Source organism: Xanthomonas populi, assembly GCF_002940065.1.
Classification (GTDB): Bacteria; Pseudomonadota; Gammaproteobacteria; order Xanthomonadales; family Xanthomonadaceae; genus Xanthomonas; species Xanthomonas populi.
In genome coordinates this window covers 1-13,429 of the sequence record NZ_MDEJ01000110.1, presented here as the reverse complement: position 1 = coordinate 13,429, position 13,429 = coordinate 1, and the positions used below count along the sequence as shown (strand labels likewise).

10 protein-coding genes and 2 pseudogenes are annotated in these 13,429 nt (G+C 66.3%); 2 read left to right on the top strand and 10 right to left on the bottom strand.

Features of this window, described 5'->3' with window-relative positions:
* Positions 1–610 (bottom strand): annotated as a pseudogene (locus tag XpopCFBP1817_RS15730) (transposase family protein); the annotation flags it as partial.
* A gap of 44 nt (positions 611–654) precedes the next feature.
* Here XpopCFBP1817_RS15730 and XpopCFBP1817_RS15725 point away from each other — a divergent pair.
* Positions 655–840 (top strand): annotated as a pseudogene (locus tag XpopCFBP1817_RS15725) (transposase); the annotation flags it as partial.
* Positions 841–1,094: 254 nt separating this feature from the next.
* Positions 1,095–1,736: a DUF938 domain-containing protein gene (locus XpopCFBP1817_RS15720; protein WP_128417818.1), complete on the top strand. Its 642-nt coding sequence runs from the start codon at positions 1,095–1,097 to the stop codon at positions 1,734–1,736.
* A 73-nt stretch (positions 1,737–1,809) separates the two neighbouring features.
* On the opposite strand, the gene XpopCFBP1817_RS15715 is transcribed toward XpopCFBP1817_RS15720, so the two are convergent.
* From XpopCFBP1817_RS15715 to XpopCFBP1817_RS15680, 9 genes are all read right to left on the bottom strand, one after another.
* Positions 1,810–3,573, bottom strand: coding sequence for a carboxypeptidase regulatory-like domain-containing protein (locus tag XpopCFBP1817_RS15715; protein ID WP_128417817.1), 1,764 nt, complete (start codon positions 3,571–3,573; stop codon positions 1,810–1,812).
* Positions 3,570–3,719 (bottom strand): hypothetical protein, encoded by a 150-nt coding sequence (locus XpopCFBP1817_RS21635; protein ID WP_158251310.1) that lies wholly within the window; start codon positions 3,717–3,719, stop codon positions 3,570–3,572. Before XpopCFBP1817_RS21635 ends, XpopCFBP1817_RS15715 begins: the two co-directional genes overlap by 4 nt.
* Before the next feature lie 112 nt (positions 3,720–3,831).
* Positions 3,832–6,165 carry a hypothetical protein gene (locus XpopCFBP1817_RS15710; protein ID WP_128417816.1) on the bottom strand — a complete coding sequence of 778 codons (2,334 nt, stop codon included), beginning with the start codon at positions 6,163–6,165 and terminating at the stop codon, positions 3,832–3,834.
* On the bottom strand, positions 6,162–7,349 hold the full coding sequence (locus tag XpopCFBP1817_RS15705) for a BatA domain-containing protein (RefSeq protein ID WP_128417815.1): 1,188 nt from the start codon (positions 7,347–7,349) through the stop codon (positions 6,162–6,164). The genes XpopCFBP1817_RS15710 and XpopCFBP1817_RS15705 overlap by 4 nt, the downstream gene beginning before the upstream one ends.
* A 70-nt stretch (positions 7,350–7,419) precedes the next feature.
* Entirely contained in the window at positions 7,420–8,310 is an 891-nt protein-coding gene (locus XpopCFBP1817_RS15700) for a DUF58 domain-containing protein (RefSeq protein ID WP_425479123.1), read from the bottom strand.
* A 19-nt stretch (positions 8,311–8,329) separates the two neighbouring features.
* Positions 8,330–9,322: an AAA family ATPase gene (locus tag XpopCFBP1817_RS15695; protein ID WP_128417813.1), complete on the bottom strand. Its 993-nt coding sequence runs from the start codon at positions 9,320–9,322 to the stop codon at positions 8,330–8,332.
* A 103-nt stretch (positions 9,323–9,425) separates the two neighbouring features.
* A complete protein-coding gene (locus tag XpopCFBP1817_RS15690; protein ID WP_128417812.1) occupies positions 9,426–10,100 on the bottom strand; it encodes a DUF4159 domain-containing protein in 675 nt (224 codons plus the stop codon).
* 142 nt (positions 10,101–10,242) lie between these two features.
* Positions 10,243–11,577: a TldD/PmbA family protein gene (locus XpopCFBP1817_RS15685; protein WP_128417811.1), complete on the bottom strand. Its 1,335-nt coding sequence runs from the start codon at positions 11,575–11,577 to the stop codon at positions 10,243–10,245.
* Between the two features lie 14 nt (positions 11,578–11,591).
* On the bottom strand, positions 11,592–13,226 hold the full coding sequence (locus XpopCFBP1817_RS15680) for a TldD/PmbA family protein (protein WP_167393950.1): 1,635 nt from the start codon (positions 13,224–13,226) through the stop codon (positions 11,592–11,594).
* Between the last annotated feature and the right edge of the window lie 203 nt (positions 13,227–13,429).

The following is a 13,429-nucleotide window of genomic DNA, read 5'->3' as shown; positions in this document are numbered from 1 at the left end:
ATGCCGTTATCCGTCAGAACCGTCTGCAGGGTGTAGGGCACTGCCTGGAGCACATTCTGGATCACATTGCGCAGGAACTGCGCTGCAACCAGCTTGTGGGCCGAGGCATGGAGGTCGGTGAGCGCAAACGTGGACGTCCTGTCGATGGCCACGAACAGAGCGCGCTTGCCCTCGGCCGTCTGCACCTGTGCAATGTCGATGTGGAAGTCGCCAATCGGATCGTTTTTGAACCGCTTCTTGGCGGATTTGTCGCCTGTAATCTCGGGGGGAGCCGCGAGATGTCATGGCGTTGCAGGCAGCGGTACAACGATGAGCGCGTCAGATGCGGGATGCTCGGCTGCAGTGCGTAGAGACAGTCGTCCAGCGGCAGCAACGTGTGCTTGCGGAAGGCGACGATCGCCGCCTCATCCTCAATGGAAAACACGGTGGAACACGGCTGCCTCGGCCCGGTCGGCACATCGGCAACCGAGGTCAGCTTCTTCCACTTCGCCACCGTCTTTTGGTTGATGCCGTAGCGCTTGGACAGCGCTCTCAGGCTCTCTTGACTCTGTTGTATCGCTCGACGGATCGCCTCTGTCGTGGTGGCACTCCCCTGCAGAACCTGGCCCATCGTGCTTGCTTCCATTCGAGGAAACATAATGCACCATCAACACCTGGAATCAAACAAAAGCCAGCGTGCGTGCGAAGGCGGAGCATCCGTTCCGGGTCATCAAACGGCAGTTTGGCTACACCAAGGTCCGCTATCGCGGCTTGGCCGAGAACACGGCGCAGGTACTGACGTTGTGTGCGCTGTCCAATCTATGGATGGTGCACGGGCAGCTGTTGCCGGCCAGGGGATAATGCTGCCTGGCGGCAGCTGAAGCCGCCAGAAACGCGCAAAACCCCGTCTTATAAACCCACTTTGCGCGTTCATGGCGCTCAAGATGCTGGAATTCATGCGGCCTGGAGCGTTGTCCAGACTTTCCCTAGGTCTTACGTTGATCCAGTTGGTGATTCCCGCTGATCAGCGAGGTTATCGCTTTGTTAGCGAGCTTGGGATGCGCGATGCCACGACGACACGTCACAATCGCTCTGGCCTATTTCGGACCTCGTCCATGAGCAAACCTTTTTCGCCAGCTTCCGCCCGCAATCGTGGCCCAATTCTGGAGGTGTTGCAGCGGCACTTTGCCGACCGTCGCCATGTTTTGGAGATCGGCGCGGGCACGGGGCAACACGCGGTGCATTTTGCGGCGGCGATGCCGTGGCTGCGTTGGCAAGCGAGCGATCATCCCGATCATCTTCCGGGCATGACGCAATGGCTTGACGAGGCTGCGCTGCCGAACACGCCCCCACCGATCCCGTTGCAGGCGGTGTTGATGCCCACGCCGGGTTTGGCACCAGCACCGCCGTTGCCGGTTGTGCAGGGGACGGCGGGCGGTTTTGATGCGGTGTATAGCGCCAATACGCTGCACATCATGGGCTGGCCGCAGGTGCAGGCGTTGTTTGCTTGGTTGCCTGCGGTGATGGCGCCGCAGGCGGTGCTGGCGGTCTACGGGCCGTTCAATCGCGATGGCGGGTTTACCAGCCAGAGCAATCGGGTGTTCGATACGATGTTGCGCGAGCGCGATGCGGCCTCGGGAATCCGCGATGCGGACGCGGTGGATGCGTTGGCGGCTGCGGTTGGATTGCAATTGATCGACGCTGTGGCGTTGCCGGCGAATAACGTCTGTCGGGTGTGGCGGCGAGGAGAGTGTTGATTTTGCGACGCTGTTTTTCTGTTTGGCGATTGCGATGACGCGGTACAAGCACGAGCACAGACACGGCGGCAGGTCATCGCCCGCGTCGCTCCAACCACCACAGCGCTGCAGCCGGCGTGAGCCAGGCCAGCAGCCAGGGCCAGCGGGTGCCGGGTTGCGGTGTTGGCGTGCTGGTGGTCGCGGCGGTGTTGGTGACGGCCATGGCGAGCGTAGCGTCGCGGGTTTGTTGGGTGTGTAGAACGGGTGCGTCGCTGGGTGCGCGGACGTAGAGCCAGCGTTGGTGAGGACCGGTTTGCAGACGATGCCAGCCTGCGGTTGTGGGGCAGTAGGCGGCGCACGCCTGGGCGCCGCTGGTGGGATCTATCAGCAGCGCTTGGAATGTACCCGTGGGTTCGGTGACAGCTGCGTCTGCGGCGACACCGCAAAGCGTCATGCGTTGTTGGGACCAACCTTCTTGCACCGAAGCGGGCGGGGTGCCGCCTGCGCGGGCGACAGCGCTGAACAAATGCGCCCACAGCGCGGCATGCAGGTCGCTGCGGCCGGCCAGGACCAGGGCGAAGCTGTCTTCGATCAGCCCGATGCCGATACGGCCGCGGCCTTCTGCGTGCCACCAACCCAGGGCGCTGCCGTCCTCGGCACGCGCAGCGACGATGGCATCTGTAGCGTGCGGCCGCAGGTCGCGGCGTTGTAGCGGCGGCAGGGTGCTGGCGTCCGCAGCAATCGTGTCTGATGCGCTGGATGCAGCGGCGGAGGCCAGCGACAGCGGCGCGGGGATCGGTGCGCTGGTGCTGCCGCCTGTCATCGCCAAGCCCAGCTCGCCGAGCGCTGTGCGTGCGGCGGCGTCCAATGGTCCGTCGGTGCGTACCAACACGCCCAGGCCGCGGTCGATCGCGGCGCGCACGATCTGGCGTTGCGCGTTGCCCAGGGTGACCAGGCGACGTTGATCGATGACCAGTAGGTCCAGCGTGTCCAGGCCGGCGGCGTCCAGCGCGGCGCCTTCGCCCAACTGCATGCCGGGGCCGACGGCGATCTGGCTGCGCACATCCATGCCTGCATCGCTGGCCCATCGGCGCAGGTATTTCAGTTCCGGCTGCGGTGCGCCGGCCAGCACCAGCACGCGAGCGGACGGCACTGCGGTGATCAGCACCGGCACCTGTACGCGGCCGCGTTCGGCGCCCTTGGCATCGCGCAGGCGCAGGGCGAACACCACCTGCCCCGGCGCGCGCGCCAGGCCATGCAGACGCACCTGGCCGGTTGCGTCTGCGAGGGTGGTGTCGACGATCTGTCCGGCAGGATCCAGCAGTTCTACATGCGCTGCCGGCATGCCCTGTACGCGGGCGTTAATGGCGATGGCTTCGCCTGGTGCAACAGGCGCCTGTGTCAAGACAGCGACCAGGCCCTGCGGTGGCCGGCCAAGCGCCACTCGCAGCGGTACGCCGAGTGCGTCGCGGTCGCGTGCGGGCAGGCCGGTGCCATGCACGATCAACGCGGTGGTGCCAGGCACGCGACGCAACGCGGTGGCCAGGTCCGGCACGCGTGTCACGCCCGGCAATGCGGGCGCTTCGGGCAAGGCGACCCATTGCGCGGCATCCAAGCGGATTTGATCTGCCTCGGTGCCGGCGGTGGCGACATGCAGATCGCTCGCACTGCCAGCGCGCGGCGGTGGCAACAGCACCGGGTAAAGCAGGCCGGCGAGCAGCGGTTGGGCGGCGAGCAACAGCCATCGCCGCATGCGCGAACGTGGTTGCCGAGCGTGCGCGCGCACCAGCCGCAACCAGCTCACCATCACGAGCAGTAGCAAAGCAATGCCGACCAGCCAGGGCAGCGAGAGCGTCATGGTTGCGGCTCCTGGCGCGGTGCATCTGCAGAGCGCTCGTCGCGCAGAAGCGGCGGCTCGGCGTGCTCACGCAACAGCCGCAGGCACTCCGCCGCCAGCGGCAAGCGTAGGGCCGTGCCGCCTTGCCAAAGCGGTGAGAGGGTCATGGCGTGGCTCCATGCACGGTGCATCCAGCGCGCGGTAGCCGCAGGTGCCTGGTTGCCGGGCGTGCGCGCGCGACTGAACCAGCAGACTGCTGCCAGCAGGGGAGTACCGGGGTCATGGCTGCGGCTGCCGGCTAAGTGCATCCAGATAGCGTTGGCCGCGTGCGTCCGGGGGGGCGCGTCGGTGGAGCGGTGCCGGCGGGGTGATGAGGGTGCGCCAGACTTGGGCGCGTAATCGGGCGCGGCAGGCGATGCAATCGGGTTCGGTGCGCAAGGTTTCCACCGCGGCAGCCAGGCTCAGTGGGTCGTGCAGGCAGTCTTGCTGGCGCCGCAGCCACTGCGCGTAGCGGGCCAGCGTGGCGTCCGGTACCGGCGCCTGTTCGCCCAGCGCGTCCCACAGCTGCAACGCGGACGGGTCGAGGTCCGGGCGGGTGTCCAGCCCTGCGGCACGGTCGCCCAGGCCGGCGCGGTCGCCGCTGAGGCGACGGCTTGGGTCGATCGGTGGCAGTTGCGTGCCGACCCGCGCCAGGTAGATGCGTTCGGCCTGCTGCACCTGCTTGATGAAGCCCAGCGCCTTGTTGGCGTAGGGCAGCGCGCGCTCGGGGTGGCCTCGGCGCAGTTCGCCCTCGGACTGCCACATCTGGTCCAGCGCTGCACGCAGCAGCGCGCGCGTCTGCGGGTCGAGCAGGGTGGCGGCTTCGGCATGGTCGTGGGTATGCCCGAACTCAGCCAGCACGTTGTCTGACTGGCCGAAGCTGCTGTAGTCGGGCCGGCCGGTGCTGCTGCTGTGCTCGTGGTCGTCCAGTGCGGCGGTGCCGGATGCGGATGCGTTGGCGTGGTCGTGAGCGTGTTCGTCTTGGTCGTGCGCGTGAGCAGCTGCAGCAGGCGTTGCCGGCGCATCTGCGCTGGGCATGTCGGCGGTCGGCAGATCATCGGCCGGGGCGTCGCTGGTGGGCGGGTCGTCGGCGCTTGGAGGGCCTTTGGGCGCGCCCTCGCTCTCTTCGCCCAGAAACTGGCCGTAGCGCAGCCGCAGCAGGCGCTGGTCCACGCCGATGGTGTCGGCGCGCTTGAGATAGGTGGCCGCGTCCAGACGCGGCTTTTCCTTCAGCAGCGTCTCGGCGTCGATGATGATCTGGCGCTGGCTGCGGAAATAGGCCGGCAAGGTCTGTTTGACGCTGGCTTCCAGGCCGGCGGCCATGGTCTGTTCGGGCGGCGGCCAGCGCAGGATCACGCTGCCGCTGCGGCCTTCCTGCGCGGCGGGCGCGCGGGTGTCGTGGACGATCAACTGGGCAATCAGGTCGTCGCCGGCCGCCATGCCCAGCGCCTGCGGCTGCAGCGTGGTGGAAAAACTGCGTTGCCTGGCCGGGCCGCTGCCGGTCAGGTTGCGGCGCTGGATCTTGAAGGTGATGTTCTCGCCGCTGCCCTGGGCCAGGGTCAGGCGCAGCTCGGCGTTGGCGGCTACCGCGTAATCGTCGCTGGCTTCGAAGCGCAGCGTCCAACCGCCATTGGCCGGCGTCCACAGCACCAGGCGTTGTTCGGGCGCCAGCACGCGCACCTGCGGTGGGCGGTCGGGCAGTATGTCGAGGCGATGCAGGTGGCGGTCGGCCGGCGCGCCGTCGATGAGGAGGCGATACAGGCTGGCGCGCTCGGCGATCCATTGGCCTTGCCACTGGCCGGTACTGCCTTGCCGGGGCAGCGCGACGAGGCGCCCGTCGGTGAGCCGCAGCGCCACCGAGCGTGGGGCCGGGCTGACCTGCAGCTGCCACTCCAGCCGGGTGCCGGTTGGCACGCGCGCATCCAGGCCGGGCAGGCGTGCGGGTGCCCAGCCGGTGTAAGCGGGCGGGGTGCTGTGTAGACGGGCCTGACCCAGCGTGGGGGCGCCGGTGCTGGCACGGGCGGCGACAACGCGGTCGTTGCTTGGCGCGGGCTGGGTGGCGCGGTGCGGCCACAGCAGCAGCGCGACGCAGGTGATCAGGCCGAGCAGGCTGCATGGCCAGGCGCGCCGCCATGGCCAGGCCGGGCGTAGATCGCGCGGGCTGGTGCGCAGTCGCTGCTGCAGGCGTTGCCGTTGCAGGGTCTGCAGCGGGCCAATGTATTCGGTCGAGGCGAACAGTAGATCGCTGCTGTCTTCCAGATCCGCTTCGCGATCCAGCCGGCGGATCAGCCAGGTCTGGTCGAGCCGGCGTGCCGCCAGCATCGCCGCTCCACTCGGTGCCAGCATGCCTAGGAGCAGCAGCGGCACGATCGCCATGTGCGCACCGGTGCGCCATGCCAGCAGCACCGGAACCACGGCCAGCGGCAGCACGAACAGCAGCACGAACAGCAGCACGAACAGCAGCACGAACAGCAGCACGAACAGCAGCACGAACAGCAGCACGAACAGCAGCACGCCTGCGGCCTGCCGTCGCCGTGCCGCCTGCCATGCGTGTTGCAGCGCAGGCGTGCTCATGCCGCCTCGCTCCGGCGTGACGCCGTGGCGAGCCAGCGTTCGATCGCAAACAGCGGCAGTACGAGGCCGATCAGCCAAGGCGCCAACGCCCAAGGTGCGGTGGTCAGGCGGATGGCTGCAGGACCACGCTCTGGTTGATGGGTCTGTGCCAGTGCGCGCTGTGGTGCGGGTGTCAGCTGCAGGGCGTCGTGCAGGCGGGTGGGGAAATCGGCGTCCAACAAGGCAGGCAGCTGCTGCGGCTGCAGCGGCGCGGCCCAGCGCAGCAGACGTCCGCGACCGAACGCGGTGGCGTCGATCAGCGGCGCGCCGTGTGCGTCCTGTAGCATTGGCTGCGGTGGCCCGGCGAGTGCAGCTGGGGCCGACGTCTGCGCATCGAGCAGCAGTTGCCCGCCGGCTGCGACCCAGGCGATGACTGGCGCAGGCGGTGCGCTATGCGGTAGCCATGCCACCACCGTGTTGGGTGGCCAGCGCGCTGGCACTGCGGTGTCGGGCGCGCCGACCGGTAACGCACCAGGCAATGCCCAGGCGGCATGCACGGCGCGCAGATAGCGCAGGGCCGGCTCGGCGGGGTCGTCGGCGATGGCTTGCAGCCGCAGCGGCGCGACCGCTGCGACGGTGGCGAGCGGCGATTGGCCGGGCACTACCTGCCAGTGCACTGCGCGCGACAGCTGCAGGCGCTGCGCATCCAGCGGCCCCCATTGGGACGGCACGATCACGCTGAGCGCGGTGTCCGGCGGCAGGCTGGCATCGAGTTCGCGCAGCAAGCTGCTGACCGGCTGCGCGGTGCTGACGGGCGCGGTGAGGTGTGTCGTATCGGCATCGATCGGCGGGAAACCCGGTGCCAGCCATACCCACTGCGCGCTTTCTGTTTGACTGAGGGCGCGCGCTGCAGCCAGATCCACGCCAGGACTTACCGCAATACGCGGGCGCGCATCCTGATGGTCGCGCAAGGCCGGCTCGGCCAGCAGCAACGCCAATGCCGCCAGCAACAGCAAGCGCACCAGCAGCAGCGGCCATTCGTCGAAACGTACCCGATGCCGTGGCCGCGGTAGCGCACGCAGCCAGCGCAGCGCGGCAAAGTCGGTGGGCCGGTGTTCGCTGCGCCGTGCCAGATGGATCAGCAGCGGCAGCAGCAGTGCGGCCAACGCGGCCAGGCCGGCGGGGAAGAGCAGGAGCAGGTTCACTGCCACGCCACCTCAGCGGCGTGCGCGATGAGGTGCAATGACGGTACGTCGCTGAGACGGGTGTATTGGCTCATCGCCCCGCACCGTGGCCAAACAATTCGCGCAATGCCGCATCAGGTGGTGCATCCAGATAATGCAGCGCATGCGCAATGCCAGCGGCTTGCCAGCGGGCCTGCCGCGCGCGCTGTGCATCGCCGAAGCGCTGCAAGTATGCGGCGCGCATCGCGGCGCCATCGCCGAGCAGTTCTTCGCCGGTTTCCGGGTCGCGGAAGCGGTGCCCGCCGCTGAAATTGAAATCGCGTTCGTCGCAGGTCAGCACTTGCAGTTGCACTACTTCGCGACGTGCGGCGGCGAGTTTCTCCAGGGCTCCGACCAGGTCTTCGTCGAAGCCATCGCCGACCGACAGCACCAACGCATGTGCGGCGATGCGTTCCCACAGCGGACGCAGTGCGTCCAACCCAGGCCAGCGCCCACCGGCACGCAGCCCGTGCAAGGCCAGCCAGAGTCGGTCGCGTTGACGCGGACCGCCGCCCGCAGGCACGGCCACCACGCCATCGCCATGCACGGCGAACAAACCGACCTGATCGCCCTGACCTAGCGCGACTTCCGCAGCGCATGCCGCCAAGGTCGCCATTGCCTGCAAGCGCGTGTAACGCGGGCGCGCTTGATCGGCCTGACCAGCCGAGGCGGTGGCATCAAGCAACAACCACAGCGTGAGCGGGTTTTCGCGCTCGGCTTCGCGCACAAAAAAACGGTCCGAGCGGGCGTAGAGTTTCCAGTCGATCTGGCGCAGCGCATCGCCGGGTTCGTAAGCGCGGTATTGCGCAAATTCCAGCCCGGCGCCACGGCTGCGGCTGGCGTGCTGGCCGATGCCGTGCGCACCCTGTGCGTGGCGCGCACGCAGCTGCAAACCGCGCAAGCGGCTGCGCAGCTCGCTGGGAATCAATGCCGGCACCTCCATGCTCACGCCGCTGTGTACCTCACGCCGGGAACGGCACGGCGCGCAGCAGCGCGGCGACCACATCGTCGGCTGTGCGTTGTTCGGCCTCGGCCGCGAACGACAGCAGCAGGCGGTGACGCATCACTGGCGCTGCGAGCGCGATGACATCCTCGCGCGTTGCGGCAAAGCGACCGTGCAGCAATGCGCGCGCCTTGGACGCCAGCACCAGCGCTTGCCCGGCGCGCGGGCCAGCGCCCCATCTGATCCATTGACGCACCTCATCGCTGACCTGCGGGCCTGGGCGGCTGGCGCGCACCAGGCGGTTGATCCAGGTCAGCAGATCCGCGCCCACATGCACTTGCCGTACCTGTTGCTGCAGCGCCAGCACGCTGTCCGCGTCCATCACCACCGGCACCTGCGCACTCGCGGTGCCGGTGGTCTGGGTGAGGATGTCGCGCTCTTCCTGCTCGCTGGGGTAGTCCACCCGCACATGCAGCAGAAAACGGTCCAGCTGCGCTTCCGGCAGCGGATAAGTGCCGGCCTGTTCGATCGGGTTCTGCGTGGCCAGCACGAAGAACGGCGCCGGCAACGCATAGGTGGTGCCGGCATAACTCACCGTGCGCTCGGACATTGCTTCCAGCAACGCAGCCTGGGTCTTGGGCGGGGTGCGATTGAGTTCGTCGGCCAGGAGCAGATTGGTAAAGATCGGCCCTTGCTGAAAGCGGAAGCGCCGATGTCCGGTGCCGTGATCTTCTTCCAGCAACTCGGTGCCGAGAATATCGCTGGGCATCAGGTCAGGGGTGAACTGCACGCGGCGGAACTGCAGCTCCAGCGCGTGCCCCAGCGAGCGTACCAGCAGCGTCTTGCCCAGGCCGGGCGCGCCTTCCAGCAGGCAGTGACCGCCGGCAAGCAGGCCGATCAGCAGTTGCTCCACCACTGCGTCCTGGCCCACCACGGCCTGGGCCAGGGCCGCACGCAGCGCGCCGAGTTGGGAGAGCTGGTGGGTAAGGATGTCGTCGTTGCGGGAAGTCATGTGGGAAGTCTCGTTGTATGGCTGCTGGCGTAGGAGCGCGCTTGCGCGCGATGCCTTACCGGTGAATCTTCATCGCGCGCCAGCGCGCTCCGACGGATCGATCTCAGTTGGTCAACGCATACATCACGATGTTGACGCCGAACTTGGTGTTGTCTTCGGCCAGAAATCGCTTGTTACGCCAGTCGTAATCCCATTCGCAGCCGTAGTCTTTGTTGCTGTACAACACGCCGAGCCGGCCATCGATGCTGATGCCCTTGAGATAATCGTGCACCAGATCGTCGCCCCAGCCATTGAGCTCGAAGCTGGTGGCGGGCGGGCCATCCGGGAATTTGAAGAACGCGTTGTAGAGGCGGTGGCTCTTGGGTAATTTCTGCAGCGCCGTCTTGCCGAAGATGGAGGTCATCTGCGCCTCGAACGAGGTGGCGAACAGGCCGTCGATATCGTGGTTGCAATCGTCCACCAACACGAAGCCGCCATTGCGCACGTACCGTTCGAAATTGCGTCGCTCGACCGGATTGAATTCCACCAGCTTGTGTCCGGACAGATAGCAGAACGGCGCCTGCAACATGCGCGGATCGGCCAGATCCAGCACATGTTCCTGCGGGTCCACGCGCAGTTGCGTGTAATCGATCAGCGAGGTGATCAGGTTGGACGGCATACGCGCATCCACGTCCCAATCGCCCGAATCGTAGCGCAGCCGGGTGAACCAGAAATCGTAGTTGCCCGCCGCGCGTGCACGCAGCGGTAGCGCCAGGGTTGCGGCGCTACCCAGCAGCAGGCTGAGGAAGTGACGACGAGCGGAGGAGCTCGGGACCGGGGACCGGGCACCCGGCGTGCGAGGGTCGTTGAAGCCTCAAGCTGCAGCAGCCCGCCCTTGCTTCCCGGGTTCCCGGTCCCGGGTCCCGGGTCCCGCCCCCTACTCACACCGCATCCGACAACGAAGTGAACGTAAAGTCGCGCAGCCGCATCGGTGGAATCATCATCACGTAGCTGGAGTCATCGTCAGCCACGCGCACCGGCCTGCCCAGCTCGTCGATGTTGTTGAGCATGATGATCGGCGATTCGTTGAAACGGAAATTCTTCACCGGGTGCTTGATCTGCCCGTTCTCGATGTAGAAGGTGCCGTCGCGGGTCAGGCCGGTGAGCAGCACGGTCTGCGGATCGACCATGCGGATGTACCAGGTGCGCGTGACCAGAATGCCTTTCTCGGTGCCGCGCACCAGCTCGGCGATGTTCTTGTCGCCACCGGCCATCAGCAGGTTGCCCGGCTCGCCGACGGCACGCTTGCCGTTCTTCTGCGCCCAGTAGCGCGAATACTGCAGATTGGCGATCTTGCCGTTTTCCACGATCGGCATCTTCTCGCGCGGCAGTCCTTCTTCGTCCCACGGCAGCACCGCCGCACGCGCATCCCAGGGGTCTGCGGTGATATTCACGCGTGGGTCGTAGACCTGCTCGCCGAGTTTGTTGCCGCCGCCCTTCTTGGACAGGAAGCTGCGGCCTTCGTCGGCCATGCGCGCATCGAAGTAGCGCATCATGAACGAGATCAGCCCGGCCGCCGCCGCCGGCTCCAGAATCACCGTGTACTTGCCCGGTTCCAGCGCCTTGGCTTCGGACGAATCGCTGGCCTTGCGCATCGCGATACGCACATCCTGCTCGGCCTTGAAGTCGGCGGCATCCTTCAGATTGCGCCCCACCCAGCCCGAGCCGCGGCCGTCTTCGGTACGCACGGTGCAGGTGTAGTCGAAACGCGCGCCACGCTGGTAGCCGAAGTTGCCCTTGCTGTTGGCGAAGGCGGTAAAGCTCTGGCCATCTTCCAGAAAGCCGGCTGCGATCAGGCCTTTGCCCTTGCATGGCGCGATCGAATCGGCCGCCACCTGCGCGCGAAACGCCGGGTCGATGGCGGCGGTGGAGTCGCTGAAGGTGGGGCTGGACGTGTAGGTCTGCTTGTCCACTGCCGACATGAATTCCGGATTTTCCGGCGCCAGCCGCGCCAGATCTTCTGCACGCCGCACCACGCGCTCCAGCGCGGCGTCGTCGAACTCGTTGATGGTGGCGATGCCCATGCGCTTGCCGAACGCCACCTCCACCTGCAGCTCGGTGTTGTCGACAATGCCGCTGGTGGACACGTGATTGAGCGCAAAACGGATATTGCCGTCGATCGCGCCGGTGAGCTGTGCGGTGCACTCATCGGCCTTGGACAACGTGATGACCTTGTCCAGAATGGCCTTGGCCTGCGCTTCGGTAAGGATGCTCATGCGGGTTTCTCCTGTTAGCCGAGCGAGCGGGCGGTGCTGATGACGTTGATGCCATCGAAGCGAGCGGTGGACGAACCATGCGAGACCGCCGAGGACTGGCTCGGCTGGCCCTTGCCGTCGAAGAACGAGCCGCCCAGGCGGTAATCGCGTTGATCGGCCACCGCGCTGCAGGCGTTCCAGAATTCCGGGGTGCGGATCTGGTAGGCCACGTCCTCGAGCATGCGGGTGATTGCGCCGTTCTTGATCTCGTAAAACAGCTGGCCACCGAACTGCGCGTTGTAGCGCTGCTGGTCGATGGAGAACGAGCCGTCGCCGATGATGTAGATGCCGTTTCCCACGTTCTTGATCAAATCGCTCACGCTCAGCGGTGTCTTGCCGGCCGCCAGCGACACGTTGGCCATGCGCTGGAACTGTACGCTCGACCACGAGTCTGCATAGCAGCACCCGTCGGAGGCGGTCTTGCCGAGGATATGCGCCTGATCGCGGATCGCCTGGTAGTCCACCAGCTTGCCGTCGCGGATCAGATCCCACTGTTTGGTCTTGACGCCTTCATCGTCGTACCCCACTGCGCCCAGGCTACCGGGTTGCATCTTGTCGGCCAGGATATGCACCTTGTCGCTGCCGTACTGGAAGCCGGCCTTGAGCTTGTCGAGCGTGGCGAAGCTGGTGCCGGCAAAGTTGGCCTCGTAGCCCAGCACGCGGTCCAGTTCCAGCGGGTGGCCCACCGATTCGTGGATGGTGAGCCAGGTGTGCGAGGGGTCCAGCACCAGGTCGTACTTGCCCGGCGTCACCGACGGCGCCTTGAGCTTTTCCTGCGCCTGTTTGGCGGCCGCAATGGCGTCTTCCTGCATGTCATAGGACGAGCCGTAGTTCACCACGCCGTTGGGCGAGACGAACTTGCCCGATGCCGCGCCATCCAGATATTCGTAGCCCAGCCCCATCGGCGCGGATAGCCCGTCGCGGGTGCGGAACTTGCCGCTGGCCTTGTCGATGGCTGTCACGCTCATCGGTGCCCAGATGCGGTGCACGTCCTGGTCGATATAGGAGCCATCGGTGCTGGCAAAATACTTCTGTTCGTTGACCACGAACAGCATCGAGTTGACAAAGTTGGCGCCAGCGGCAGTGGCGGCGGCATTCACGCCCAGCAGCAACTCCACCTTGTCCTTGATCGGCACCGCCATCGCGTTTTTCTTGATCGGTGTCTTCCAGCTCACCTCGCCCACGCCAGGCGTTGGCGCCAGCTGCACCGGCGTGCCCTGCACCTTGGCATTGGCCCTGGCGATCGCCGCGGCCTGCTGTGCGGCCTTGGCCACGCTTTGCTCGGTGAGTGCGTTGGTGGCGGCAAAGCCCCAGGCACCGCCGACCAGGACACGGATGCCCACACCGATGGATTCGGTGTTGACCACGTTCTGCACCTTGTCTTCGCGGGTGATCACGAACTGGCTCAGATAACGGCCGATACGCACATCGCAATAGCTCGCACCGGCCTGGCGTGCGGCGTGGAGGCCGGCATCGGCCAGGCGCTTCTTGCGTCCCACATCCAGTTGCGTCAACAACTGCTCGGCGGCGATGGCCTTGCCGAAGTGTGCGGGCACAATCAGCCCACCCATGGTCAGCCCGGTCAGGGCCAGGAAATCACGTCGCTGCACGGCAACTCCCTAATAGTCCCGCGCGGCGCGCAGGTGATCTGGTGACGCGCAGATGGTTATCTGCACGGTATCTGCGATTCTTGCCGGGGTGCCTCAACTCTGGATCGCACCACCAACGGCTGTGACGTGATCCAGGCGACCTGACCTGAGCGACTTCACCGCCAAGTGGAGTCGCTCAGGTCATCCAGCCGTCTGGATCTTCC